We start from the raw sequence: 23,196 nt of genomic DNA, 5'->3' as shown, positions 1-23,196 counted from the left end.
TATACCATTCAATTAACCGTTTAAATACAAACTCCAACTTTTGAGGTTCACATCATTAAAATACTTAAGCATAGTTTTTAATTCTGATTCAAACACGAACATTAAGATAATTAAGCCTTTGTTTGTTTGAATCGAGGTTTATTAAGCACTTTTAATGTGCTACTATGCTTTTGAGGAGGCGATGAAATGGTATCGGTTGGAGTCATTATGGGGTCAAAATCAGACTGGCCTACAATGAAAATAGCCACAGAAGTGCTAACTGAATTTGGAATCGAATTTGAAAAGAAAGTTGTGTCAGCGCATCGTATGCCTGATGAAATGTTTGCTTATGCTAAAGATGCTCACAAGCGAGGTCTACAAGTTATTATAGCAGGTGCAGGGGGAGCTGCTCATCTACCGGGAATGGTTGCAAGTCAAACTACCTTGCCGGTTATCGGTGTGCCTATTAAGAGCTCTACTTTAAATGGATTGGACTCATTACTATCCATTGTTCAAATGCCAGGTGGTGTTCCGGTAGCAACAACAGCTATTGGTAAGGCAGGGGCAAAAAATGCGGGCCTATTAGCTATCCGAATTTTAAGTCTACAAGATGCTTCTTTAGTGCAGAAATTAGAGCAATACCACCGACAGATGCGTCAAATGTCCATAGAAAGTGGGCAAGAACTTGAATAATTACATTAAACCTGGTTCTACTATCGGCATTATCGGCGGCGGACAACTGGGCAAAATGTTGTCCCAATCTGCAAAGCGGATGGGATATCGCGTAGGAATTTTTGATCCAGGACAAAATTGTTCAGCCTCTCAAGTTGCAGACTTTCATTGTCAAGCAGCTTTCGATGATCAAAAAAGTCTAGCTGAATTCGCCCATCAAGTCGATGTATTAACTTTTGAATTTGAGAATATTTCTTTGGAGTCGCTTAATAGAATTGTAGAAGAGGGAGCATATCTTCCTCAAGGTTCTTCAATTTTAAGACTTACTCAAGATCGTTTAACAGAAAAAGAGTTTTTAAGAACTAGTGGTGTACCCGTTGCAGATTATTATCCAGTTAGTAGTTATGAAGAACTTAAGCAAGGTCTTGAGCAATTAGATTACCCAGCCGTCTTGAAGACAAGACGCTTTGGTTATGATGGTAAAGGACAAATCATGTTAAAGAGCGAAGACGATATAGAAGAAGCCAAACAGCTTATTGACTCAGCTCCTTGTATATTAGAAGCTTTTGTTCCTTTCGATATGGAGTTATCCCATATGGTCGTAAGGAATAAACAAGGTCAAACGCGTATTTTTCCTTTGTCTGAAAATATTCACTATAATCATATTCTTCATCAGTCGATTGTACCCGCTCGTGTTTGTGAAGCAGTGGCCAATCAAGCCTTTAAGCTGGCAAAAACGATTGCCCATAAACTGAACTTAATTGGAATTGTTTGTATTGAAATGTTTCTAGCCGACGATAAAATTCTAGTGAATGAATTGGCACCTCGACCACATAATTCAGGTCACTATACCATTGAAGCATGTCAGTATTCACAATTTGATTTACATATTCGCTCAATTTGCGGTATGACACTTCCACAAAATAAACTATTATCTCCTGTTGTAATGACAAATATTTTAGGACAAGATCAAGAGATGGTGATTGACCAATGGCCAAATCATCCCGATTGGCACCTCCATCTATATAGTAAGGGGGAAGCGCGTCAAGATCGTAAGATGGGACACATCACTCAGCTTGCTCAAAATCCTGAGAGTATTTTAAAAACATTAAAAAAGATTGACAATTGGTCTTATAAATCATAAAAATCTAAAATTTAAGGAGTTGTTCTTATGTATAAAGTAGAGGTATTCGTAACTTATAAGGAATCAATTTTAGACCCTCAAGGTGAAGCAATTAAAGGTTCTGTTCATCGTATGGGAGTTAACCAGGTTAAAGAAATTCGTCAAGGAAAATACTTTGAATTAAAAATTGAAAAAGGACAAGAAAAAATTGAGACTTTAGTTGAGGAAATCTGTGATAAAATTTTAGCTAATCCGGTAATGGAATCTTATCGTTACACAATTACGGAGGTGGAATAGGATGAAGTTTGCAGTCATTCAATTCCCAGGCTCTAACTGTGATTTAGATGCCTTTCATGCTATCAAAGATGTCATGGGGCAAGAAGTAGAATATGTTAGTCATAAGGCTGATTCCTTAGAAGGTTTTGATGCAGTCCTAGTACCTGGCGGGTTCTCATTTGGTGATTATTTACGCTGTGGTGCGATTGCTTCTCATTCTAACGTGATGCAAGCTGTTAAAGCGTTTGCTAATGAAGGCAAATTAGTCATTGGTATCTGTAATGGGTTTCAAATATTAACAGAAGCAGGACTTCTGCCAGGTGCTTTGATTCGTAACACTTCTTTAAAATTTGTTTCAAAAAAACAGCCTCTAGAGGTTGTAAATGCAGGTTCTGCCTTTACAAATGCCTATGAAGAAGGACAGATTATTACCGTTCCAATCGCTCATGGTGAGGGGAATTATGTCGTTTCAGAAGATGAACTTAAATTATTAGAAGAAAACAACCAAATTCTTTTCCGTTATGCAGGAGAAAACCCGAATGGCTCGATTGCAAATATTGCTGGGATTTCTAATAAAGAAGGCAATGTGATGGCCATGATGCCACACCCAGAACGGGCAGTTGAAGAAATAATTAATGGTACAGATGGTATTGGAGTCTTTCAATCAATGATTAATCACTATCAAACAAAGGCGGTGCAACATGGCTAAATTAAAGGAACTTTCTCCTCAAGAAGTAGAAACAAGTAAAATTTACCGTGATTGGGGATTAAAGGATGAAGAATACTTACATATCAAAGAAGATATTTTAGGACGTCAACCAAATTTTACTGAAACAGGCCTTTATGCTGTGATGTGGTCTGAACACTGTTCTTATAAAAACTCTAAGCAAGTACTTAAGAAGTTTCCAATAGATGGTCCACAAGTTCTTCAAGGACCCGGTGAAGGAGCAGGTATTGTCGATATTGGTGACCAACAAGCTGTTGTTTTTAAGGCTGAGAGTCATAATCACCCGTCTGCTATTGAACCTTATGAAGGAGCAGCAACTGGTGTCGGCGGTATCTTAAGAGATATCTTCTCTATGGGAGCTCGTCCCATCGCATCATTGAACTCCTTACGATTTGGGGAGTTAGATAATGACCGTATGCGCTATTTATTCGAAGAAGTAGTCGCCGGAATTGCTGGATATGGAAATTCAATCGGGATTCCAACAGTAGGCGGTGAAATTGCTTTTGATGATTGTTATAAGGGAAACCCTTTAGTAAATGCGATGTCTGTAGGTCTAATTGACCATGCAGATATGCAAGTAGGTCAAGCCCAAGGAATTGGAAACTCTATTGTTTACGTAGGAGCAAAGACAGGGCGTGATGGTATTCATGGAGCAACTTTTGCTTCAGTAGAATTTGACGATGAAGTGGAATCTGAACGCTCAGCTATTCAAGTAGGAGACCCATTTATGGAAAAACTCCTGATGGAAGCCTGTTTAGAAGTTATCTACAACCATAAAGAAGCTTTAGTGGGTATTCAAGATATGGGTGCGGCTGGTTTAGTTTCTTCGTCTTCAGAAATGGCTGAAAAAGCTGGCACAGGTGTAACTTTAAACCTTGACCTAGTTCCTCAAAGAGAAACGGGCATGATTCCTTATGAAATGATGCTTTCTGAATCGCAAGAACGGATGCTTTTATGTGTCAAGCGTGGTATGGAAGAAGAAATTATCAATGTCTTTAAAGAATATGATCTAGACGCTGTAGTGATTGGTGAAGTTACTGGGGATGGTCAATACCGCTTGATGCATCAAGGTAAAGAAGTAGCCAACTTACCAGTTAATTCGCTAGGAGATGGACCGGTGTATAACAATCAAGGTCAAGTACCAGAGCGTATTCGTGAATGGGCAGATAAGGGACAATTCCAACCACAAATTGATAATGCGACCCAAACATTAAAAGATATCTTACAACAGCCAACAGTCGCTTCTAAAAAAGTAGCTTACGATACTTTCGACTCGCAAGTTCGAACCTCTACTTTAGTCTGGCCAGGCTCAGACGCAGCAGTGGTTAGAATTCGTGGCACTAAAAAAGCGATTGCTATGACTGCTGATTATAATTCACGTTACATCTATCTCAATCCGGAAATTGGTAGCCAAATGGCTGTAGCAGAAGCAGCTAGAAATATCGTAGCTTCAGGTGGAAAACCTTTAGCAATTACTGACTGTTTAAACTTTGGAAGCCCAGAAAAGCCAGAAGTCTTTTATGAATTAGATAAATCAGCTGATGGTATTGCAGCAGCCTGCCGTCAATTAGATACCCCAGTTATTTCTGGTAACGTATCACTTTATAATGAGACAAATGGTCAAGCAATCTATCCTTCTCCAATGATTGGTATGGTTGGATTAATAAAAGATATCGAAAAAGTAACTACTCAATTCTTTAAAGCAGCTGGAGATGCTATTTACATGATTGGTCATACGACAGATGCCTTTAATGGATCTGAATTACAAAAAATGATGCTAGGTAAGATCGAAGGTCCTTTATTTGACTATGATTTAGCAGCTGAAAAGGCCAACCAGGAGACTGTTGCCGCGGCTATCCAAAAAGGATATCTTGCTTCTGCGCATGACCTTTCTGAAGGTGGATTAGCTGTTGCTTTAGCGGAATCAGCATTTAATACGGACTTAGGTCTAGAAGTAAAAGTGGACCTACCAGCTAGTCATTTATTCGCAGAGAACGGTTCACGCTTTATTGTTTCTGTAAGAGCTGATCAAAAAGCAGCGTTTGAAGCTGAATTTAAAGACCAATTCACTTTAATCGGTCAAGTAACCGATAAAGATCGAATTCAAATTCAAGCCAAAGACCAATTTATTGATGCCAAACGCTCAGACTTGCAACAACTATGGGAGGAAGCTATACCATGTCTTTTAAGAGGGAAGTAATCCGAGGCCAAGAAGTCGTCTCTACTGAAATCACCGATGATATATTCGATTTACCCTATGAAGAATGTGGTCTAATAGGTTTATGGAATCAAAAAGATGCCGCATTTGATGCTTACTATGGTCTACATGCCCTTCAACATCGTGGTCAAGAAGGGGCGGGAATTGCTGTCCTTAATGGCGATGAAATGCTAGCTCATCGTGACTTTGGTTTAGTGAATCAAGTTTTTAATCGCCGTCAAAAATTAGAAGAATTACCTGGAGATGCTGCCTTAGGTCATGTACGTTATGCAACTGCCGGTCTTAATGATATTAATAATATCCAACCCCTTGTCTTTCATTTCAATGATGGACCGGTTGCCATGGCTCATAACGGAAACTTAGTCAATGCTCACACTTTAAAAGTGGAACTTGAGAAAAAAGGCTCTATTTTTAATACCACTTCTGATAGTGAAGTAATTATGCATTTGATTCGTCGCTCTCAAAAAGAAAGCTTCATTGAAAAGTTAAAAGAATCTTTAAAGCAAGTGGTAGGAGGTTTTACTTATCTGTTCCTTACTGAAGAAGAATTAATTGGAGTGTGTGATCCCAATGGGTTTAGACCGTTGATTGTAGGAAGAATGCCTAATGGTGGGTATGTAATGGCTTCTGAGTCGTGCGCTTTAGACCAAATTGGTGCTTCTTATCTATTTGATGTGGAACCAGGTCAAGTGGTTTCCATTAATAATGAAGGTATCCAAAAAGAATATTATACAGAAAGCCGTCAACAAGCTATTTGCTCGATGGAGTTTATCTATTTTGCTCGACCGGATTCGAACATACATGGTATCAACGTACATACAGCTCGCAAGAATTCAGGAAAAAAACTAGCCCAAGAACAGCCGGTCGAAGCTGATATTGTAATTGGTGTTCCCAATTCATCACTTTCGGCTGCCTCAGGTTATGCAGAGGAAGCTGGTATTCCTTATGAAATGGGTCTTATTAAGAACCAGTATATTGCACGAACTTTTATCCAACCAACCCAAGAACTAAGAGAGCGGGGTGTAAGGATGAAGCTTTCAGCAGTCCGCAAAGTTGTCGAAGGAAAACGTATTGTGATGGTAGATGATTCCATCGTTCGAGGGACAACGTCTAAAAGAATTGTTGGCTTATTAAAAGCCGCAGGTGCTAAGGAAGTTCATGTACGCATTGCGTCACCCGCACTTAAACATCCTTGTTTTTACGGTATTGATATTTCGAATACGCGCGATTTAATTGCGGCCAACCATACACTAAAAGAAATTGAAAAGATTATCGATGCTGATTCATTAGCCTATCTCAGTGAAGAGGGTTTAGTTTCGGCTATTGACCTTCAATCAGATGCTCCTTATAAAGGATTATGTATGGCATACTTTAATGGAGATTATCCGACAGCTCTACATGATTTTGAAAAAGAATATCTTGCAGAATTAGAACGCATTGTTGAAGATTAATGATTAGGAGGAAATAAGTTGACGAAGGAAAATGCTTATAGTCGTGCAGGAGTAGACGTGCACGCTGGATATGAAGCGGTTAAAAGAATGAAAAAGCATGTCGAAAGAACCATACGTCCTGAAGTGTTAACTCATTTAGGTGGCTTTGGTGGAGTGTTTGATCTTTCAAAATTTTCATATCAAGAACCGGTTTTAGTAAGTGGAACAGACGGGGTCGGTACCAAATTAATGGTCGCTATTCAAGCAGGAAAATACGATACAATTGGTATCGATTGTGTAGCCATGTGCGTCAATGATGTGGTGGCTCAGGGTGCAGAACCTTTATTTTTCCTTGACTACATTGCGGTGGGTAAAAATGATCCTCAAGTAGTCGAGCAAATAGTAGCAGGGGTTGCTGAAGGTTGTGTTCAAGCAGGAGCTGCTTTAGTGGGTGGAGAAACAGCTGAAATGCCTGGTATGTATGACGAGAAAGATTTTGATGTGGCAGGATTTACTGTCGGAATAGCCGAGAAAAAAGAATTGCTTACGGGTAATCAGGTCAAGGCAGGAGATGTTCTAATTGGTTTAGCTTCATCAGGCATTCATTCCAATGGTTTCTCTTTAGTCCGTGACATCTTCTTCAATCAACATGATTATCAATTATCGGAGCCAGTTTTAGAAGGCGCTGACCAAAGCTTAGCTGAAGCTTTATTAGTTCCAACAAAAATCTATGTCAAAACGGTCATGCCATTGGTTAAAGATGGTTTAATTAACGGAATAGCCCATATTACAGGTGGAGGGTTTGTCGAAAACTTACCACGGATGATGCAAGAGGATTTAGCTTGTGAGATTAATTTAGGCTCTTGGCCAGTGTTACCAATCTTTAATCAAATGCAAGCTTTAGGAAAAATTGAATCCTTAGAAATGTATGAAATTTTTAACATGGGGATTGGTATGGTCCTAGCAGTAGATGTTGAAAAAGTAGTGGAAGTAAAACAAAGATTAGACCAACTTGGAGAAAACGCCTATGAAATTGGTCAAGTGGTTGAGAAAAGAGATAAAGAAGTTATTTTCAACTAGTAAGGAGGGGAAGGATGAAAGTTGCAGTATTTGCATCAGGGTCAGGTTCTAATTTTCAGGCTTTAGTGGAATCATGCCAGGATCGACCTGACATTGAATTTGTCTTATTATTTTCAGACTATCATCAAGCTTATGCATTGGAAAGAGCAAACAAATTGGGCATAACTACTTTAGTGGCCAGTCCAAAAGACTTTAATACTCGAGAAGACTATGAAAATTTTCTATTAATACAGATGCAGGATTATCAGATTGATTACATTCTATTAGCAGGTTACATGCGTGTCATTGGTCCACCTTTATTAGAAGCTTATCCTGATCGAATACTCAATATTCATCCTTCACTGCTTCCTGCTTTTCCTGGTCGGCACGGCATCGCTGATGCCTACCGAGCTGGGGTTAAAGAAACAGGAGTGACTGTTCATTTAGTGGATCAAGGAATCGATACAGGCAGAATTTTAGGTCAGAAGAAAGTTTTGATTGAAGAAGGCGAAAAATTAGTGGATCTTGAGGAAAAGATCCATCAAGTAGAACATCAATTATATCCTCAAGTTGTAAAAGAATTTCTTAAAGGAGTGGAGTAAATTGTCACGTGCATTAATAAGTGTTTCGGATAAAACGGGTCTGCTACCAATGGCGAAAGCCTTAATTGCTCAAGGAGTTGAGATTATCTCAACAGGAGGGACCAAACGTTTTCTTGATGAAGCTGGACTTAAGACAACGGCTGTTGAGGAAGTGACTAATTTTCCTGAAATGATGGATGGCAGAGTGAAGACCTTGCATCCAAAAATTCACGGAGCTTTACTGGCTTTAAGAGATAATAAAGACCATCAACTAGCGGTTAAAAATCACGAAATTGAGTACATCGATTTTGTTATTGTTAATCTTTATCCATTTAAGCAAACAATTAAAAAAGCAGAAGTGACTTTAGCAGAAGCAATTGAACAGATTGATATTGGAGGACCGAGTATGATCCGTTCTGCAGCTAAAAATTATCAATCTGTCACCGTTGTTGTAGATCCAAGAGACTATGCTGTTGTCATTGAAGAATTAGAAAGTCAAGGTCAGACTAAGGCTGTTACTCGTCAACGATTGGCTCAAAAAGTGTTTGCTCACACGGCAGCTTATGATGCTTTGATTGCCAGTTATTTGGCTAATCAAATTGCTGAAGTGGAAGAAGAAGGTCAAATTGCACCAGTTGAATCACTTACCTTAACTTATGATCGGATGTATGATTTAAGATATGGTGAGAATGCTCATCAAAAAGCAGCTGTCTACCAAAAACCAATCACATCTTCTTATGCTATTACTCATGCCAAAGTTTTAAATGGTAAGCCTTTATCTTATAATAATCTACGCGATGCAGATGCCGCTATCAAAATGATCCGCGAATTTCCAGATCAAGCATGTGCAGTGGCAGTTAAACACATGAATCCTTGTGGTATAGCGGTTGCTGAAACAATAGAGATAGCTTTTAATCGATGCCGTCAAGCAGATCCAATTTCTATTTTTGGAGGCATTGTGGTTGTGAATCGGACCTTAACAATTAAATTAGCTGAAACGCTTCATTCCATGTTTCTTGATGTTATTATTGCGCCTTCTTTTGAAGAGGGAGCTTTAGAAATCCTCAAGCAAAAAGTGAATGTGCGTGTACTTCAATTAGACATGGATGACCTTTCAATGGATGCTGAAGAAATAACTTCGATAAGTGGAGGACTTTTAGTTCAAGAAGCTGATAGTTTAGTAGAAGATTCTGAACAATGGCAGCAAATGGGGACAGTTTCAACTTCTAATGAAAAAAGAGCGGCTTTATCATTTGCCTGGAGAGTGGTTAAGCATGTTAAATCAAATGCCATTGTTGTGGCTGATGGTCAGCAGACTTATGGTGTAGGTGCAGGTCAGACTAACCGTGTAGGAGCTGCTAAAATTGCTTTGGATCATGCTAAAGAATTAGGTGCCGACTTTTCTAAGATGGTATTAGCTTCAGATGCCTTTATACCAATGACAGATACAATTGAGTTAGCCCATCAATATGGTGTTCAGGCAATTGTACAACCAGGTGGTTCCATTGGTGATAAGGAAGTAATTGCCAAAGCCGATGAATACGGTATTGCTATGTTAGCGACCAAAGTCCGTCATTTCCGTCATTAAGAGAAAGAGGTAATCATGAAATTATTAGTTATTGGTAGTGGAGGACGCGAACATGCGATTGCCTATCATTTGTTAAAAAGTCCCCTAGTCGAATCGGTTTTTTGTGCTCCTGGCAATCCAGGTATGAAAGTAGATGGCATAAATTGTGTAGACATCGCTGAGAATGCTTTTGAAGACTTAATCAATTTTGCCAAACAAGAACAAATTGATTGGACTTTTGTAGGTCCGGAAGGACCTTTATTTGAAGGAATTGTTGACCATTTTACCCAAGCAGGTCAAATTGCTTTTGGGCCAAGTAAAGCTGCTGCTCAAATCGAAGGTTCTAAATTGTTTGCCAAAAAATTAATGCAAAAATATAAGATTCCAACTGCCCAGTATGCTAGTTTTACTGAGCAAGAGGCTGCACTCGCTTATTTGAATAACCAGTCGACTCCGATTGTAGTTAAAGTCGATGGGCCAGCTGCAGGTAAAGGAGTTACCGTTGCTTTAAGTAAAGAAGAGGCAGAGAATGCGATTAAATTAGCTTTTGAAAAAGATCCAGCAAAGCAAAGAATCGTAATTGAAGAATGTTTGCTTGGACCAGAGTTTTCAATCTTTTCAATGGTTTATAAAGGTAAAGTTTGCCACTCTTTGCCAGCTAGAGATCATAAACGTTTATTAGATGGTAATCTGGGGCCTAATACAGGCGGTATGGGAGCATTTGCCCCCGTTGAAGATATCTCAGAAGAACTATATCAAGAAACCCTTCGAACGATTGTAGAGCCTACTTTAGTGGCTATGGATAAAGAGGGGACTCCTTTTAATGGTGTTTTATACACAGGGCTAATGAACACAGCTGAAGGACCAAAAGTGATTGAGTTTAACGCACGTTTCGGTGATCCAGAAACCCAGGTCGTCTTGCCTTTATTGAAAACAGATTTTGCAGAATTGATCAATGACTTGCTGCATGGTCGTGAGACCCAAGTGGAGTGGAGGGAAGAAAAAGCATGCATGGGAGTTATCTTAGCGGCTGAAGGTTACCCACAAAATCCTACACGTGGGATTGAGTTTTCATTAAAGTCTTCTATGGATGAGACTATGAAAATCTACTATGCAGGGATTTCTTCTTACCGCCCACTTGTTTCTAGCGGGGGAAGAATTGCCATGGTTACTTGTTTAGCTGACACAAAGCAATTAGCACAAGACAAAATTTATGAGTATCTATCAAAACAAGCACTCGATCAAATTTATTACCGTAAAGACATAGGGGTCAACTTGCTTAAGCCATAGCATTCCTTTAGAATGAAAATATCGGTTTTCAATCGACTTTCATTTTAAGGATATAAATTAGGAGGTTGGCTATGGACTTTATTTCAGATATCGTCACACAATTCCGAACGGAAATTGATATTATTCAGCTATCACAAGATATTTTGATTAGCTTATTTAAAATCATTTTCTCAGTCATTCTACTTTACACTTTAAAAAAAGTTTTAATTAAAATGATTGAGAGTTACTTTCTGGGTAAAAGGTCTTCACGTATTCGCTTTGCTAAAAAAGCACGCAATCATACAATTAGTCGTTTATTGACTAACTTGGTTCAATATCTTTTTTATTTCTTTTTAGCCTATACGGTCTTAAGTATCATGGGTGTTCCAGTTGGTACTTTAGTAGCTGGGGCTGGAATTGTCAGTTTAGCCATTGGTTTGGGTGCTAAAGATTTAGTCTCAGATGTTGTTAATGGTTTCTTCATTCTCTTGGAACACCAATTTGATGTTGGGGATGCGGTAGATATTAATGGCTACAGTGGAACCGTTTATTCCATTGGTTTAAGAAATACGGTCGTCCGTGATTACAATGGAATTCATCATTTCATTCCCAACGGCAGTATTACTCAAATGTCCAATCTCTCACTCAATAGTATCCGTGTGGATATTGATTTGTTCATTTATCCTGAACAAAATATAGATCAGCTTGAAGCTCGGCTTCAAGAAATCTATTTAAAAGTGCCACAAGATGATCAGTTGATTTTACGTGCTCCAGAATTTTTAGGAGTCTTTCGTGACTCACAAGGACGTTTGATTTATAAAATAAGGATATGGTCCAAGAGTGTTGATGACATGTTAGTCGTTCAAGCTAGATACTATAAAGCTTTTATCCAAGGCTTATCTGAAGCTAAGGTGAAATTAGCCATGGGTAATCAAGAGCGAGTTCAAGTAGCATTAAATGAAGAACAGTTCATGGAAGCAGAATAAATAATAGCCAAATAAAAAGCTGACCTCATTTGAGGTTAGCTTTTTATGTATAAACCTAATATTTAAGCTTTGTTAACTGAAGCATCGTAAATACCATCGATGGCTTCTTTAATAGTTTGATTGAACTCTTCATCACTTTGACTGGCTCTTAAATCTTGTGAAAGAGCACGGGAGAATGAAGCGATGCAGTTAGGTGTTTTCTTCAAGCGGGCATTAGCTTCCTCGGTAGGATATCCACCTGATAAAGCAACGACTCTTACCATATTTGGATGGTTGGCAATTTCTTCATAGGTAGAAGGCTTAGTAGGGATAGTAATTTTAAGCATCACTAATTCATTTTCTTCCAATTTGTTTAAGTGAGCCAGAATCTCTTCAGCTAATTTTGCTTCGATCTTTTCTTTATCTTCTGCATGAATATTTACTTCAGGTTCGATAATTGGAACGAGTCCTGCAGCAATAATTTGTTTAGCAATTTCAAATTGTTGATCAACAACTGCTTTAATTCCGACTTCAGAATATGAATTAATAGTAGAACGCATTTTTGTTCCAAAAATATGACGCTCATTAGCTCTTTCTAACAATTCATCAAGAAGGGTGATAGGTTTCATTAGTTGAACACCATCTGCTTCTTCCATGAGTCCTAAGTCCACTTTAAGGAAAGGAACTACTTTTTTCTCTTCCCAAAGATAGTCAGCTGTTTTTTTGCCTTCAACTTCACGATCGATTGTTTGTTCAAATAAAATAGCGCCTAAGATTTTTTCGTTGCTAAAAGAAGGGGCAGTCATGATACGTCTACGCATTTCATGAACTTTATCAAACATTTCATCTTCATTTGAATATTGGTCCTCGTTTACTCCGTATGCCTTTAAAGCTTTTGGTGTGGATCCTCCAGATTGATCAAGCGCAGCGATAAAACCTTTGCCGTTTTTAATTTGTTCAAATTGTTGTGAATTCATTCCATTACTCCTTTACGTTTACTATGCTTATGATAGCTTTAAATCTTAAAATATGCAATCTATTTCATTTTAATCGATAAGGTAAGTGCCTTCTTCAGTCATCACCATATCAACTTGTTTGTCATGGTCTTCTGTAGGAATGTCATCGTATTGTAATTGGGCATAATAAGGTAGAACTAAATAGGCATTTTTAGCTCTAAGTAAGTAACGATCATAGTAGCCTCCGCCATAACCAAGGCGTTCGCCACGGTTATTGCAAGTTACGCATGGCATAATGATAAGGTCGATGTCTTCTGGTTCAAGTCTTTGACTGATTTTTTCTGGCTCTAAGATTCCAAAAGCGGATCTTTCTAGAGGAGAATTTTCTTTATATACTAAGGCTTCCATGACACGACCAGGGAAAACTCGAGGAATACCCACTGTTTTTCCGTCTTTCCATGCTCTTTGAATGATGGGATGAGTGTTCATTTCTTCATCAGTAGAATAATAAACCATCATCTTTTTTGCTTTTTTATATTCATCCAGTTGGAAAAGCTGTTGATAAATTTTTTCTTCGGCAAAGCGACGATATTCACTTGTAAGTTGGGCTCTTTTTGCAAAAATTTCTTTTCTTAATTCTGTCTTACTCTTCATTTTGAACCTCCTAATAAAATACTTATTATAATTATACCATTAGTTTATAAAAGATAAATCAACTGCTTTCTACTTGTATACTTTTAAATTACAATGATAATAAAAGAAAGAGGTGTTTTTATGTATCAATTAGCTGATTTAAAAGAAATCGCAGCCGATTGGACAGCTTGTTTAGACAAGCAAGAACAATCGCTTGTCCTGAATCAATTAAACAATTATTTAAACCAGGAAGAGGCTGTCATATATCCACCAGCAGTAGAAGTTTTTAAAGCTTTAGAGCTGTGTCCATATTTTGATACTAAGGTAGTTATTATTGGACAAGATCCTTACCATGGTCCTAATCAAGCCAACGGCTTGGCTTTTTCAGTGAATGAGGGCCAGTCAGTGCCTCCTTCTTTGAAAAATATTTTTAAAGAATTATCAGATGATCTCAAAGTCCCTATCCGAAAAGAAACAGACCTGTCAGACTGGGCGAGACAAGGAGTGCTGTTATTAAATCGCGTGTTAACCGTCAGAGCAGGTGAAGCGAACTCTCACCAAGGAATCGGATGGGAATTCGTCACCAACCAAATCATTCAATGCCTTAATCATCATCCAAACTCTCTTATATTTATTCTCTGGGGTAAAAAAGCACAATCACTTGAAAAGTTGATAGATCGTTCCAAGCATCGAGTGATCAAGTCCAGTCACCCGAGCCCCCTAGCAGCCTATCGTGGTTTTTTTGGATCCAAGCCTTTTTCGAAAACCAATTCCTTTTTAATTGAAAAAGGCTATCAGCCTATCAAGTGGGCACCTTAGCTAAAACTATAACTAGGTGAAAAAAGTAAGCGTAATCCAAGCAATCAAATTATTGATAAAATGAAAACTCATGGATGCCGCTACATTGGCTTGATACTTCCAATAAAAATAAGTGAGACCTAAAGTCAACGGAAGATAGATGACAGCATCTGCTAAAGTAGCCATGTGCGCTCCTGTAAATAGTAAAATCGATAAGATTGTCATTGACCATTTGAACGATTTGCCTTTGTGGACTGAGGGACCGATGATGGCTTGACGAAAGATTAGTTCTTCCACAAAAGGAGCAAAAATAACTAACATAAAGAAAGTAAAATAACTAGGAACGTTCCCAATTAAATCCTGGATGGCTTGTTGATTAGCCCCCATACCCTCCAAGTCTATATAAGGCTCAATTAGACTAAGTAGGATAATACGTACAATGCCAATAATTAAGAAGCAAAGGATAGTTTTACCTAAAAGACTCTTCCAACTAGTTTGCTGGAGTAATCGCTGCCATTGATCCATTGTATATTTTCCATACAAGTACCAAGCAACAAAGCAAATAATTAGCATACTGACTAGTAAAACCCATGGTATCGACTCTTCTGCCACACCTAAGGCAAGAGCAATAGCGGGGGTGATAAGATAGAAAAGGATATAAGTAAAAAGTAATTTCCAAGCTCTATTTTTCATAATAACCTCCTAAAATTTTGATAATATTATTATATCTTATCCTACTAAAAAGACTAGTCTATCTAATGCTGAATGATTTTGATATTTTTCAAGATAAGTTGCTTGTATGCTATAATAAGTTGATTGTAAAAAAGGGGTAGAGACTATGAAAGAACTAAGTATACAAAATCTATCAAAATCATATGGTGTGAAGCAATTGATCGACCAAGTCGATTTTTCAATCCGAACAGGTGATCGAGTGGGGCTTATTGGACCGAATGGAACTGGAAAATCTTCTTTTTTAAGAGTAATTGCAGGAATCGATAGTTATGATAATGGTCAAATTAAAGCCCCTAATCAATACGAAATTGCCTATCTGGAGCAAAACCCTCGTTTAGATCCAGATAAAACCATCCTAGAAACGGTTTATGATTCAAAAGCAGCGGATATTCAATTGTTATTAACTTATGAAAAATGCCGCATGGAGTTAGAGGCTGACCCAACCAATCATTTCTTACAAGATCAATTCACCAAATTATCAGATGAAATGACCTTGAAATCTGCTTGGGAAGTTGAGATATCGGCTAAGTCTATTCTGACCCAATTAAAAATCTATAATCTAAATAAAAGGGTTGGAGAATGTTCAGGGGGCCAGCAAAAACGGATTGGGATCGCTCAAGTCTTAATTGCTGAACCGGATCTTTTAATTTTAGATGAGCCGACCAATCATTTAGACGTAGAGTCAATCCAATGGTTGGAAAAATATTTAGCTTCTTACAAAGGTGCTTTATTACTAGTCACTCATGATCGCTACTTCTTAGAACGCTCAGTCAATAAAATTATTGAATTACAATATGGACGCATTACTGAGTTTGAAGGCAATTATCAGACTTATTTAACTAAAAAGGCTGAATTGATCGAAATGCAAGCCAAACAAGCCCAAAAACAAGATCGGCTCTACTTACAAGAACTCGCCTGGATGCGTCAAGGCGCTCAGGCCAGATCAACCAAACAACAAGCTAGGATTGATCGCTTTAACCAATTGAAGGATTCGATCGGCCTAAGAGACCAATCTCAAGATGCTATTGATTTTAATTTTTCACAACAGCGGATGGGTAATCAAATTATTGAATTAGAAGACCTTACAGTCGAAATTGCTGATAAGATTATCATTAACGGTCTAACTAAGACATTTGTTAAGGGCGATCGTTTGGGAGTTGTGGGTCCTAACGGAGTGGGGAAATCAACTTTCTTAAATTGCTTGGCAGGCTTGCATCCACTTAAAAAGGGTATATGTCGGTTAGGACAAACAGTTAATATTGCTTATTATCGTCAATTAGATGAAGATTTGCCACAAGCTATGCGTATCTTAAGCTATTTAACCCAAGTAGCGGATCAGTTCAAACGTCCAGACGGTTCAAGAGTTTCGGCTGCGCAAATGTTAGAGCGTTTCAATTTTCCCAAAGAGAGTCATGGTTCAATGATACAGTCACTTTCTGGTGGAGAAAAAAGAAGACTTTACTTATTAACCCTCTTAATCCAAGAACCCAATGTTCTTTTATTGGATGAGCCAACCAATGACTTAGATATTGAGACTTTAAATACTTTAGAAGACTATATAGAATCTTTTGAAGGCGTAGTGATTATTGTTTCTCATGATCGTTATTTTTTAGATAAGACAGTCGATCAATTACTGGTCTTAAAAGGAGAAGGGAAGTTTGACTTATACTGGGGAAGCTTTTCAGAATACTTAGAAACTAAGGATAATCATATTGAGAATGAAGCAAAACCAAGTAAGCAAGCCAACAAAGAAAGCGCTCAAAAGTCTCAATTAAATAAAAAAAAGCGAATGACCTATCATGAAAAACAAGAATTGCAAGGTCTTGAAGAACGGATAGTCGAGTTAGAAAGCCAAATAGAGCAAAAGCAAAAACTGATGGAAGAACATTCAGAAGATGCTGGTAAGCTAATGGATCTTCATACTGAAATTGAGTTTCTAGAAGCTAACTTACTAGAACTTTATGAACGCTATGACTATTTAAGTGATTTGGACCAATAGGAGGTAGACGGATGAAACAATATCAAGAACTGATCAGTCATATTCTAGACCATGGTGACAAAAAGTCCGATCGCACAGGAACTGGTACGCTATCAACTTTCGGTTATCAAATGCGATTTGATCTCAGTAAAGACTTTCCTCTTTTGACTACTAAACGGGTGCCTTTTGGTCTAGTTAAATCGGAATTAATGTGGTTTTTAAAGGGGGATACCAATATTAAATATTTATTAATCCATAACAATCATATTTGGGATGAATGGGCCTTTGAAAACTATACGCAATCAGCTGACTACAAAGGAGTGGACATGACTGATTTTGGTCGACGTATCCTAGAAGATAAAGAATTTGCAGAAAACTACCAGATGGAGATGTCTAGTTTTCAAGCTAATATTATAGCTAGCAATCAGTTTGCGGCTAAGCATGGTGACTTAGGTCCTATCTATGGCAAACAATGGCGATCTTGGGAGGCGAATGGTGAAACCATCGATCAAATTCAGCAGGTCATTGAATCTCTTAAAGATAATCCAGATTCTAGAAGGCATATCGTAACGGCATGGAACCCTGCAGCTATTGATAAAGCGGTCTTACCACCTTGTCATTGCTTCTTTCAATTCTATGTTAGTAAAGGCCGTTTATCCTGTCAGCTTTATCAACGCTCAGCAGATGTGTTCTTAGGCGTTCCTTTTAATATTGCTTCTTATGCTTTATTAACCCATTTAATCGCCAAAGAAACTCATTTACAGCCGGGTGAATTTGTTCATGTTTTAGGGGATGCCCATTTGTATTTAACCCATTTAAAGGCAGCACGGACACTTTTAGAGCGTTCTCCACGTTCGCTTCCCCAGCTTAACATTTCAGATTTTCAATCCATCGATCAATTGAATTTGAATCAGATTCAGATTGAAAACTACCATCCACATCCAACAATTAAAGCAGCTATCTCAGTTTAGTAAATAGGAGGAGAAATGATGATTACATATGTTTATGCCCAAGATTTAAAAGGCGCAATTGGTTATCAAAAGGACTTACCATGGCATTTACCTAACGACCTCAATTTTTTTAAAGAAGTTACCATGGGACATACTCTGTTGATGGGGAGAACGACTTTCGAATCAATGGACCGTAGAGTTTTACCAGGTCGCAAGACGGTTGTATTAACCAGTCAAGAAGATTATGGTCAAGATATTGCACAGCTGAACTTGGTACATAGTGTAGAAGATGTCTTAGAGCTAGCAAAAGATCAAGAATTAATGGTTATTGGAGGAGCAGGTGTTTTCAAAACTTTGATGGACCACGTCGATAAGATTGTGCGTACCGTCATCGAAGGAGAGTTTCCTGCAGATACCTATATGGCGGATATTGATCAAGAAAAGTTCCGTTTGGATAAGCTGGTTGAAGTTCCTGCAGATGCAGATAATGAATACCCTCATCGTTTTGAGTGGTGGGTGAGAAAATAAATGACTGATTTTACCACTTTTAAAGCAATTGGCTGCATTGGTTGTGGCAATATGGGATCAGCGATTATAAAGTCTCTTTCGACTAACTTTTCCAATTTAGCCTTTTACTTATATGATAAAGACAATTATAAAAGTCAAAGCTTGGCTAAGGACTGTGGTGAGAGTGTTGAAGCAGTAAATAGTCTTGAAAAACTTTTAGCTTCTGCTCAAATCTTTTTTATCGGAGTCAAACCGAAAGACTTAAATATCTTGTTGGACTCCCTTAATTCTATTGAATTACTTGATTCTAAATTATGGATATCGATGGTAGTGGGTAGGTCATTAAGTAGTATTCAAAAGCTACTTCCTCAAGGGCATCATCTTATCCGCATAATGCCTAATACCCCTGTTGCCATCGGACAAGGTTATGTTTCTTATTGTTACCAGAAAGAAAATTTCAATGACCAAGTAATTAATGAATTTAAGAACTTATTACAACCCTTGGGACATCTTCAGTTGATCGAAGAAAGCTTATTTGATGTTGCTTCTGCTATTGCAGGATCAGGTCCTGCCTTTATCTACCAGTTGATTGAAGCTATCAGTGATGCCGGCGTTTATTATGGCTTGAACCGTCAGCAAGCCATCGATATGGCGGCTAAAACAGTGGCTGGTGCCGGTCAGATGGTCCTGGAAAGTCATCAACATCCTGCTCAATTAAAAGACGCTGTGACCAGTCCTAAGGGTACGACCATTGCCGGTGTTAGAAGTTTAGAAGCGAATGGATTTCGATCGGCTATATTTGAAGCTGTTTCAGCAACCGTAGAGAGAACATAAGAATAAATCCATCTCCTATTCTTTTTAGAATGAGAGATGGATTTTATTGATTGAAGTTTATAGGTATTGAAAAATTGAGTAAAACATTAAACCTGCTCCTAAAATAACAAAGAGGTGCCAAACAACGTGCATCCAGCGATTAGATTTCATAGAATAAAATATCGTACCAAGAGAATAGGCGATCCCACCTAGAGCCAGATAAATTATTCCCCAAAGGTCTATTGATTTAAAGAGGGGATAAATAATTAATAGGCACAGCCATCCTAATGCTAAATAAAGATAGGTCGATAACTTTGGAAAACAGTCGATAGCAAAGACTTCAAATACAATCCCTGCTATTGCCAACATCCAGATGAGAGCAAGAAAGAGATAAGCCAAGTGATTATTAAGAGCTATCATGAGATAGGGAGTATAAGTTCCGGCAATTAATAAATAGATCGCTGAATGGTCCAGTTTTTGTAAAACACGTCGATATTTACTGTGGGAAAAAGAATGGTAGAGGGTTGAATTAGTAAAAAGGGCCACCAAAGAAAAGCCATAAACGATATAGGCAATCATATCGATGCTGGATCTTTGAGCTAATCCTTTTTTAATGAGTATATAAGTCCCAAGCAAAGATAAAGCAGCAGCGATTCCATGAGTGATAGCATTCCAAGTTTCGACTTGTTTGAATGAATGACTACTTCTAGATGGTGTCATTGTCGGATTGGACGAAGATGAATTAAACATTTAATCGGCTCCTTCTTTTATACTAATTCAATTATACTTAAGTTAGGGTTTAGATGAAAGAAAAGTCGGTTTATGGAATAATTGATTTATTTATTAGGATTACAAATGCTATAATAAAAATAATTCCACGAAACCCAGAGTATTTAACTTTATCAAAGAATGATCTTTAAAGAATAGGAGGTCTAGGATGGGACCTAGTTTTTATGAATTTATAATGCGATATGCTGATGAAGCGGCCAATGATCCCATGAGTCGCTTAGCCAATGCAGTCAGTAACGACATTGCTTTTCCCAAGCAAAGTCATGATTTTCAAGAAATATCTGATTATTTAGAAAAAAATAGTCACTATTCAAGACTATTAAGTATTTTTGATGATGCCTGGCACCAATATCAATATGCAATTTAAAGGAGAGATTTGATGAGTACACATATTCAAGCCCACTATGGGCAAATAGCCCCGATAGTTCTGTTTCCCGGTGATCCCTTAAGAGCAAAATATATTGCTGACCAATTTTTAGAAAATGTTATTCAATATAACGAAGTGCGCAATATGTTTGGCTACACAGGAGATTACCACGGTATAAAAGTATCGGTTCAAGGATCTGGAATGGGGATGCCATCAGCTATGATCTATGCAGAGGAACTTTACCGTGACTATGATGTGCAAACAATTATTCGGGTAGGATCTGCCGGTGGTATGCAAGAAAATGTCAAAGTTAGAGACATAGTCTTAGCCCAAGGAGCTACAACCGATTCTTCAGCTTTAAGTAATATTTTTAAAGGACAAGTTTCCTATGCTGCACTTGCTGATTTTCAAAGTCTTGATCACGCTTATCATTTGGCACAAACAAAAGTAGGAGACCGGGTTCATGTAGGGAATGTACTTTCTAGCGATCGTTTTTATAATGATGAGTTAGATAAAGAAAAATTAGCTCAATATGGTGTTCTAGCAGTTGAAATGGAAGCAGCCGGACTTTATGCCGTGGCAGCAAAATATCAGCGCAGAGCTTTAGCTATTTGTACGATTTCTGACCATCTATTAACTGGTGAAGAGACAACCGCTCAAGAGCGTGAACAAACCTTTACAGACATGATGGAAATAGCTTTAGAAACAGCTTTAAAATTGGATTAAACAATAGAAAGAAGGGAGATGAAATGATTTTTAAATGCAAATTTATCAAGAAGCAAAAAAACAACCTTCTTCAGTGGACTCAAGATAAATGGCTTTGCCTTTTTTTAATCTTTTCGCTTTTTGCTTTGGTTATGAATTATAAAGCGCTACCGATTTCAGCTATGGGAAAGCTATTTGGCAGTCCTTCAGTTGAAAAAGAAGATCAATTAACCAAAGAAGATTTAGCGATTATCCAAGAAGTTTATAATTCTTTACAAATCAATTATATTGAGGAATTAGATAAAGAAAAGCTTTTAGAAGGAGCTCTAAAAGGCATGGTGGATGCGGTGGATGATCCCTATTCTGAATTTTTAAACCCTACTGAAATAACGCCTTTTGATGATTCTCTGGAAGGATCCTTCACCGGTATAGGGGTTCAATTTATGTTAAAAGATAGTTTGCCTACGGTTATAGCTCCGATTGACGGAACTCCCGCTGCAAAAGCAGGTATCAAAGCCAATGATATTATTCTAAAAGCCGATGATGTGGATCTTCAGGGATTAGACACCAGTGAAATCGTGCAAAAGATTCGTGGACCCTTGGGGTCTGAGATCACTTTAACGATCAAGAGAGGTCAATCAACCTTTGAAGTAACTATGATTCGAGAAGAAATTCCTCTTACTACGGTCGACTATGAACAAGATGATAAATATGACCAAGTGGGAGTCGTTAAAGTGAGCCAATTTGCTTCATCAACTTATGAGGAAATGGTATCGGCCGTTAAAGACTTACGGTCAAAAGGTGTCGATCGCTTTATTTTTGATTTCCGCTATAATCCTGGAGGAATGTTGGAAACAGCTTTACAAGTTAGTAATATGTTCTTAGATGATGATCAAGTCATTATGCAAACAGATGATCGTCTGAGTGAGCCGTTTGAGTATGTGGCTTCTGACGAGCGCTATGGTGATTTTCAAATTACAGAGCCTTATGTATTATTAATCGATGAAGGCTCGGCTTCAGCTAGTGAAATATTAGCTGCTGCCATTAAAGAAAATACGGATGCCCCTGTGATCGGGGTGACTTCTTTCGGAAAAGGGACGGTTCAAAGAATGATTTCAGAATCCTCATATGGGGAATTAAAATTAACCGTAGCAAAATGGCTTACACCTAGTGGGGGGTGGATTCATGAGAAAGGAATCGAACCTGATCAAGTGGTAGAAGCACCAGAAGTCGCTAATACGATTGTGTTAAATCAAGAAGAAGATTTAAAAATAGGCGATGCCTCCGAATACGTTCAATCAGCTAGTTTAATGTTACAAGCATTGGGTTATCAAGAGGAAAAAACGGCTTATTTTAGTCCTGAAATGGAAGAAGCTGTAAGGAACTTTCAAAAGGACTTTAAGCTAGAAGTAAACGGTGTTATTGACTCAGCAACCAGTGACAAATTGGTTGAAGAAACGCGAGCTTATTTAGAAGCAGAAGACCCACAATATCAAGCAGCTATCGAGGTCTTATTAGGAGAATAAGATGGGGAAATTTTTTAAAACAATTCTAATAGAGTTCGTAAATATCATTTTTGTGATTCTTGCTGCTTTGTTTCTCTTTTTAGCTGTACGTAACTATCTTGCACAGCCCTTTCAAGTTGAAGGTAAATCAATGAATCCCACTCTTTATCAAGCAGACCATTTGATAATGTGGAAACAATTTGATTTAGACCGTTTTGACATTGTTGTCTTTCCTGATCCTATGGGTTCTGGCAGAACCTATGTGAAGCGTTTAATTGGCCTTCCAGGAGATTCGATTGTAGTAAGAGAAGATCAGTTATTCATCAATGATCAGTTGATTGAAGAACCTTATTTGGAGCCGGCTAAATCTAATATGGAGACAAATTATACTGAAGACTTCACTCTGTGGGAAATAACAGGTGATTCGCTTATTCCAGAAGGTAAAGTTTTTGTGATGGGTGATAACCGACCTGGTTCAGGAGACAGTCGCCAATTTGGTTATGTCGATATTGATGAAATTGAAGGAGAAGCTAACTTTATTTATTATCCTCTTGATCGAATAGGAAAAGTAGGGAAACTGCAAGCTATAGAATAAAG

At 38.0% G+C, this 23,196-nt stretch carries 24 protein-coding genes; 20 read left to right on the top strand and 4 right to left on the bottom strand.

Going from position 1 to position 23,196, the window contains the following annotated elements:
• Window positions 1–186: 186 nt before the first annotated feature.
• The 11 genes from purE (at window position 187) to ACQV2X_RS04065 (ending at window position 11,887) form a co-directional block, all read left to right on the top strand.
• The gene (gene purE, locus ACQV2X_RS04115) at window positions 187–672 is read left to right on the top strand and encodes a 5-(carboxyamino)imidazole ribonucleotide mutase (protein ID WP_428873449.1); all 486 of its coding nucleotides are present in this window, start codon (window positions 187–189) and stop codon (window positions 670–672) included.
• Window positions 665–1,795 (top strand): 5-(carboxyamino)imidazole ribonucleotide synthase, encoded by a 1,131-nt coding sequence (gene purK, locus ACQV2X_RS04110; protein ID WP_428873448.1) that lies wholly within the window; start codon window positions 665–667, stop codon window positions 1,793–1,795. Before purE ends, purK begins: the two co-directional genes overlap by 8 nt.
• A 27-nt stretch (window positions 1,796–1,822) precedes the next feature.
• A complete protein-coding gene (gene purS / locus ACQV2X_RS04105; protein WP_428873447.1) occupies window positions 1,823–2,071 on the top strand; it encodes a phosphoribosylformylglycinamidine synthase subunit PurS in 249 nt (82 codons plus the stop codon).
• Between the two features lies 1 nt (window position 2,072).
• Window positions 2,073–2,759: a phosphoribosylformylglycinamidine synthase subunit PurQ gene (gene purQ / locus ACQV2X_RS04100; protein ID WP_428873445.1), complete on the top strand. Its 687-nt coding sequence runs from the start codon at window positions 2,073–2,075 to the stop codon at window positions 2,757–2,759.
• Window positions 2,752–4,977: a phosphoribosylformylglycinamidine synthase subunit PurL gene (gene purL / locus ACQV2X_RS04095; protein ID WP_428893484.1), complete on the top strand. Its 2,226-nt coding sequence runs from the start codon at window positions 2,752–2,754 to the stop codon at window positions 4,975–4,977. The genes purQ and purL overlap by 8 nt, the downstream gene beginning before the upstream one ends.
• A complete protein-coding gene (purF, locus tag ACQV2X_RS04090) occupies window positions 4,956–6,446 on the top strand; it encodes an amidophosphoribosyltransferase (protein WP_428873442.1) in 1,491 nt (496 codons plus the stop codon). The genes purL and purF overlap by 22 nt, the downstream gene beginning before the upstream one ends.
• A gap of 18 nt (window positions 6,447–6,464) precedes the next feature.
• Window positions 6,465–7,505, top strand: coding sequence for a phosphoribosylformylglycinamidine cyclo-ligase (gene purM, locus ACQV2X_RS04085; RefSeq protein WP_428893483.1), 1,041 nt, complete (start codon window positions 6,465–6,467; stop codon window positions 7,503–7,505).
• A gap of 14 nt (window positions 7,506–7,519) precedes the next feature.
• Window positions 7,520–8,086 (top strand): phosphoribosylglycinamide formyltransferase, encoded by a 567-nt coding sequence (purN, locus tag ACQV2X_RS04080; RefSeq protein ID WP_428873440.1) that lies wholly within the window; start codon window positions 7,520–7,522, stop codon window positions 8,084–8,086.
• Between the two features lies 1 nt (window position 8,087).
• Window positions 8,088–9,653, top strand: a complete 1,566-nt coding sequence (gene purH / locus ACQV2X_RS04075) for a bifunctional phosphoribosylaminoimidazolecarboxamide formyltransferase/IMP cyclohydrolase (protein ID WP_428893482.1) — start codon at window positions 8,088–8,090, stop codon at window positions 9,651–9,653.
• A gap of 15 nt (window positions 9,654–9,668) precedes the next feature.
• Window positions 9,669–10,922: a phosphoribosylamine--glycine ligase gene (gene purD / locus ACQV2X_RS04070; RefSeq protein ID WP_428875217.1), complete on the top strand. Its 1,254-nt coding sequence runs from the start codon at window positions 9,669–9,671 to the stop codon at window positions 10,920–10,922.
• A 71-nt stretch (window positions 10,923–10,993) separates the two neighbouring features.
• Window positions 10,994–11,887, top strand: coding sequence for a mechanosensitive ion channel family protein (locus ACQV2X_RS04065; protein ID WP_428873436.1), 894 nt, complete (start codon window positions 10,994–10,996; stop codon window positions 11,885–11,887).
• 62 nt (window positions 11,888–11,949) lie between these two features.
• On the opposite strand, the gene ACQV2X_RS04060 is transcribed toward ACQV2X_RS04065, so the two are convergent.
• Both ACQV2X_RS04060 and ACQV2X_RS04055 read right to left on the bottom strand, forming a co-directional pair.
• On the bottom strand, window positions 11,950–12,843 hold the full coding sequence (locus tag ACQV2X_RS04060; RefSeq protein ID WP_428873435.1) for a fructose bisphosphate aldolase: 894 nt from the start codon (window positions 12,841–12,843) through the stop codon (window positions 11,950–11,952).
• Between the two features lie 69 nt (window positions 12,844–12,912).
• Window positions 12,913–13,476, bottom strand: a complete 564-nt coding sequence (locus ACQV2X_RS04055) for a 5-formyltetrahydrofolate cyclo-ligase (RefSeq protein ID WP_428875215.1) — start codon at window positions 13,474–13,476, stop codon at window positions 12,913–12,915.
• A 120-nt stretch (window positions 13,477–13,596) separates the two neighbouring features.
• Here ACQV2X_RS04055 and ACQV2X_RS04050 point away from each other — a divergent pair, with 120 nt between their 5' ends.
• Window positions 13,597–14,274, top strand: coding sequence for a uracil-DNA glycosylase (locus tag ACQV2X_RS04050; protein ID WP_428885038.1), 678 nt, complete (start codon window positions 13,597–13,599; stop codon window positions 14,272–14,274).
• A 12-nt stretch (window positions 14,275–14,286) separates the two neighbouring features.
• On the opposite strand, the gene ACQV2X_RS04045 is transcribed toward ACQV2X_RS04050, so the two are convergent.
• Window positions 14,287–14,946: a lysostaphin resistance A-like protein gene (locus ACQV2X_RS04045; protein ID WP_428873432.1), complete on the bottom strand. Its 660-nt coding sequence runs from the start codon at window positions 14,944–14,946 to the stop codon at window positions 14,287–14,289.
• Between the two features lie 145 nt (window positions 14,947–15,091).
• On the opposite strand from ACQV2X_RS04045, the gene ACQV2X_RS04040 reads away from it, so the two are divergent.
• The 4 genes from ACQV2X_RS04040 to proC are packed head-to-tail and all read left to right on the top strand — an operon-like array spanning window position 15,092 to window position 19,254.
• Window positions 15,092–16,984, top strand: a complete 1,893-nt coding sequence (locus tag ACQV2X_RS04040; protein ID WP_428894262.1) for an ABC-F family ATP-binding cassette domain-containing protein — start codon at window positions 15,092–15,094, stop codon at window positions 16,982–16,984.
• Between the two features lie 11 nt (window positions 16,985–16,995).
• Window positions 16,996–17,934 carry a thymidylate synthase gene (locus ACQV2X_RS04035; RefSeq protein ID WP_428875212.1) on the top strand — a complete coding sequence of 313 codons (939 nt, stop codon included), beginning with the start codon at window positions 16,996–16,998 and terminating at the stop codon, window positions 17,932–17,934.
• A gap of 15 nt (window positions 17,935–17,949) precedes the next feature.
• A complete protein-coding gene (locus ACQV2X_RS04030; protein WP_428893481.1) occupies window positions 17,950–18,441 on the top strand; it encodes a dihydrofolate reductase in 492 nt (163 codons plus the stop codon).
• A complete protein-coding gene (gene proC, locus ACQV2X_RS04025) occupies window positions 18,442–19,254 on the top strand; it encodes a pyrroline-5-carboxylate reductase (protein ID WP_428873425.1) in 813 nt (270 codons plus the stop codon).
• 57 nt (window positions 19,255–19,311) lie between these two features.
• Here the strand turns inward: proC and trhA are convergent, their stop codons facing one another.
• Window positions 19,312–19,983, bottom strand: a complete 672-nt coding sequence (trhA, locus tag ACQV2X_RS04020; RefSeq protein WP_428875208.1) for a PAQR family membrane homeostasis protein TrhA — start codon at window positions 19,981–19,983, stop codon at window positions 19,312–19,314.
• Between the two features lie 187 nt (window positions 19,984–20,170).
• Between trhA and ACQV2X_RS04015 the strand changes: the two genes are divergently transcribed.
• The 4 genes from ACQV2X_RS04015 to lepB are packed head-to-tail and all read left to right on the top strand — an operon-like array spanning window position 20,171 to window position 23,194.
• Complete coding sequence (locus ACQV2X_RS04015) at window positions 20,171–20,389, top strand: YozE family protein (protein WP_428873423.1); 219 nt, start codon at window positions 20,171–20,173, stop codon at window positions 20,387–20,389.
• A gap of 12 nt (window positions 20,390–20,401) precedes the next feature.
• Window positions 20,402–21,115: a purine-nucleoside phosphorylase gene (gene deoD, locus ACQV2X_RS04010; RefSeq protein WP_428873422.1), complete on the top strand. Its 714-nt coding sequence runs from the start codon at window positions 20,402–20,404 to the stop codon at window positions 21,113–21,115.
• Between the two features lie 23 nt (window positions 21,116–21,138).
• Window positions 21,139–22,620, top strand: a complete 1,482-nt coding sequence (locus ACQV2X_RS04005; protein ID WP_428875206.1) for a S41 family peptidase — start codon at window positions 21,139–21,141, stop codon at window positions 22,618–22,620.
• Window position 22,621: 1 nt separating this feature from the next.
• Window positions 22,622–23,194: a signal peptidase I gene (gene lepB, locus ACQV2X_RS04000; RefSeq protein ID WP_428873419.1), complete on the top strand. Its 573-nt coding sequence runs from the start codon at window positions 22,622–22,624 to the stop codon at window positions 23,192–23,194.
• Window positions 23,195–23,196: the final 2 nt, after the last annotated feature.

It is taken from the genome of Facklamia sp. P12945 (genome assembly GCF_050409485.1).
GTDB lineage: Bacteria > Bacillota > Bacilli > Lactobacillales > Aerococcaceae > Facklamia.
The sequence above is the reverse complement of the archived record's forward strand: the minus strand, read 5'-3'. Positions and strand labels throughout refer to the sequence as shown.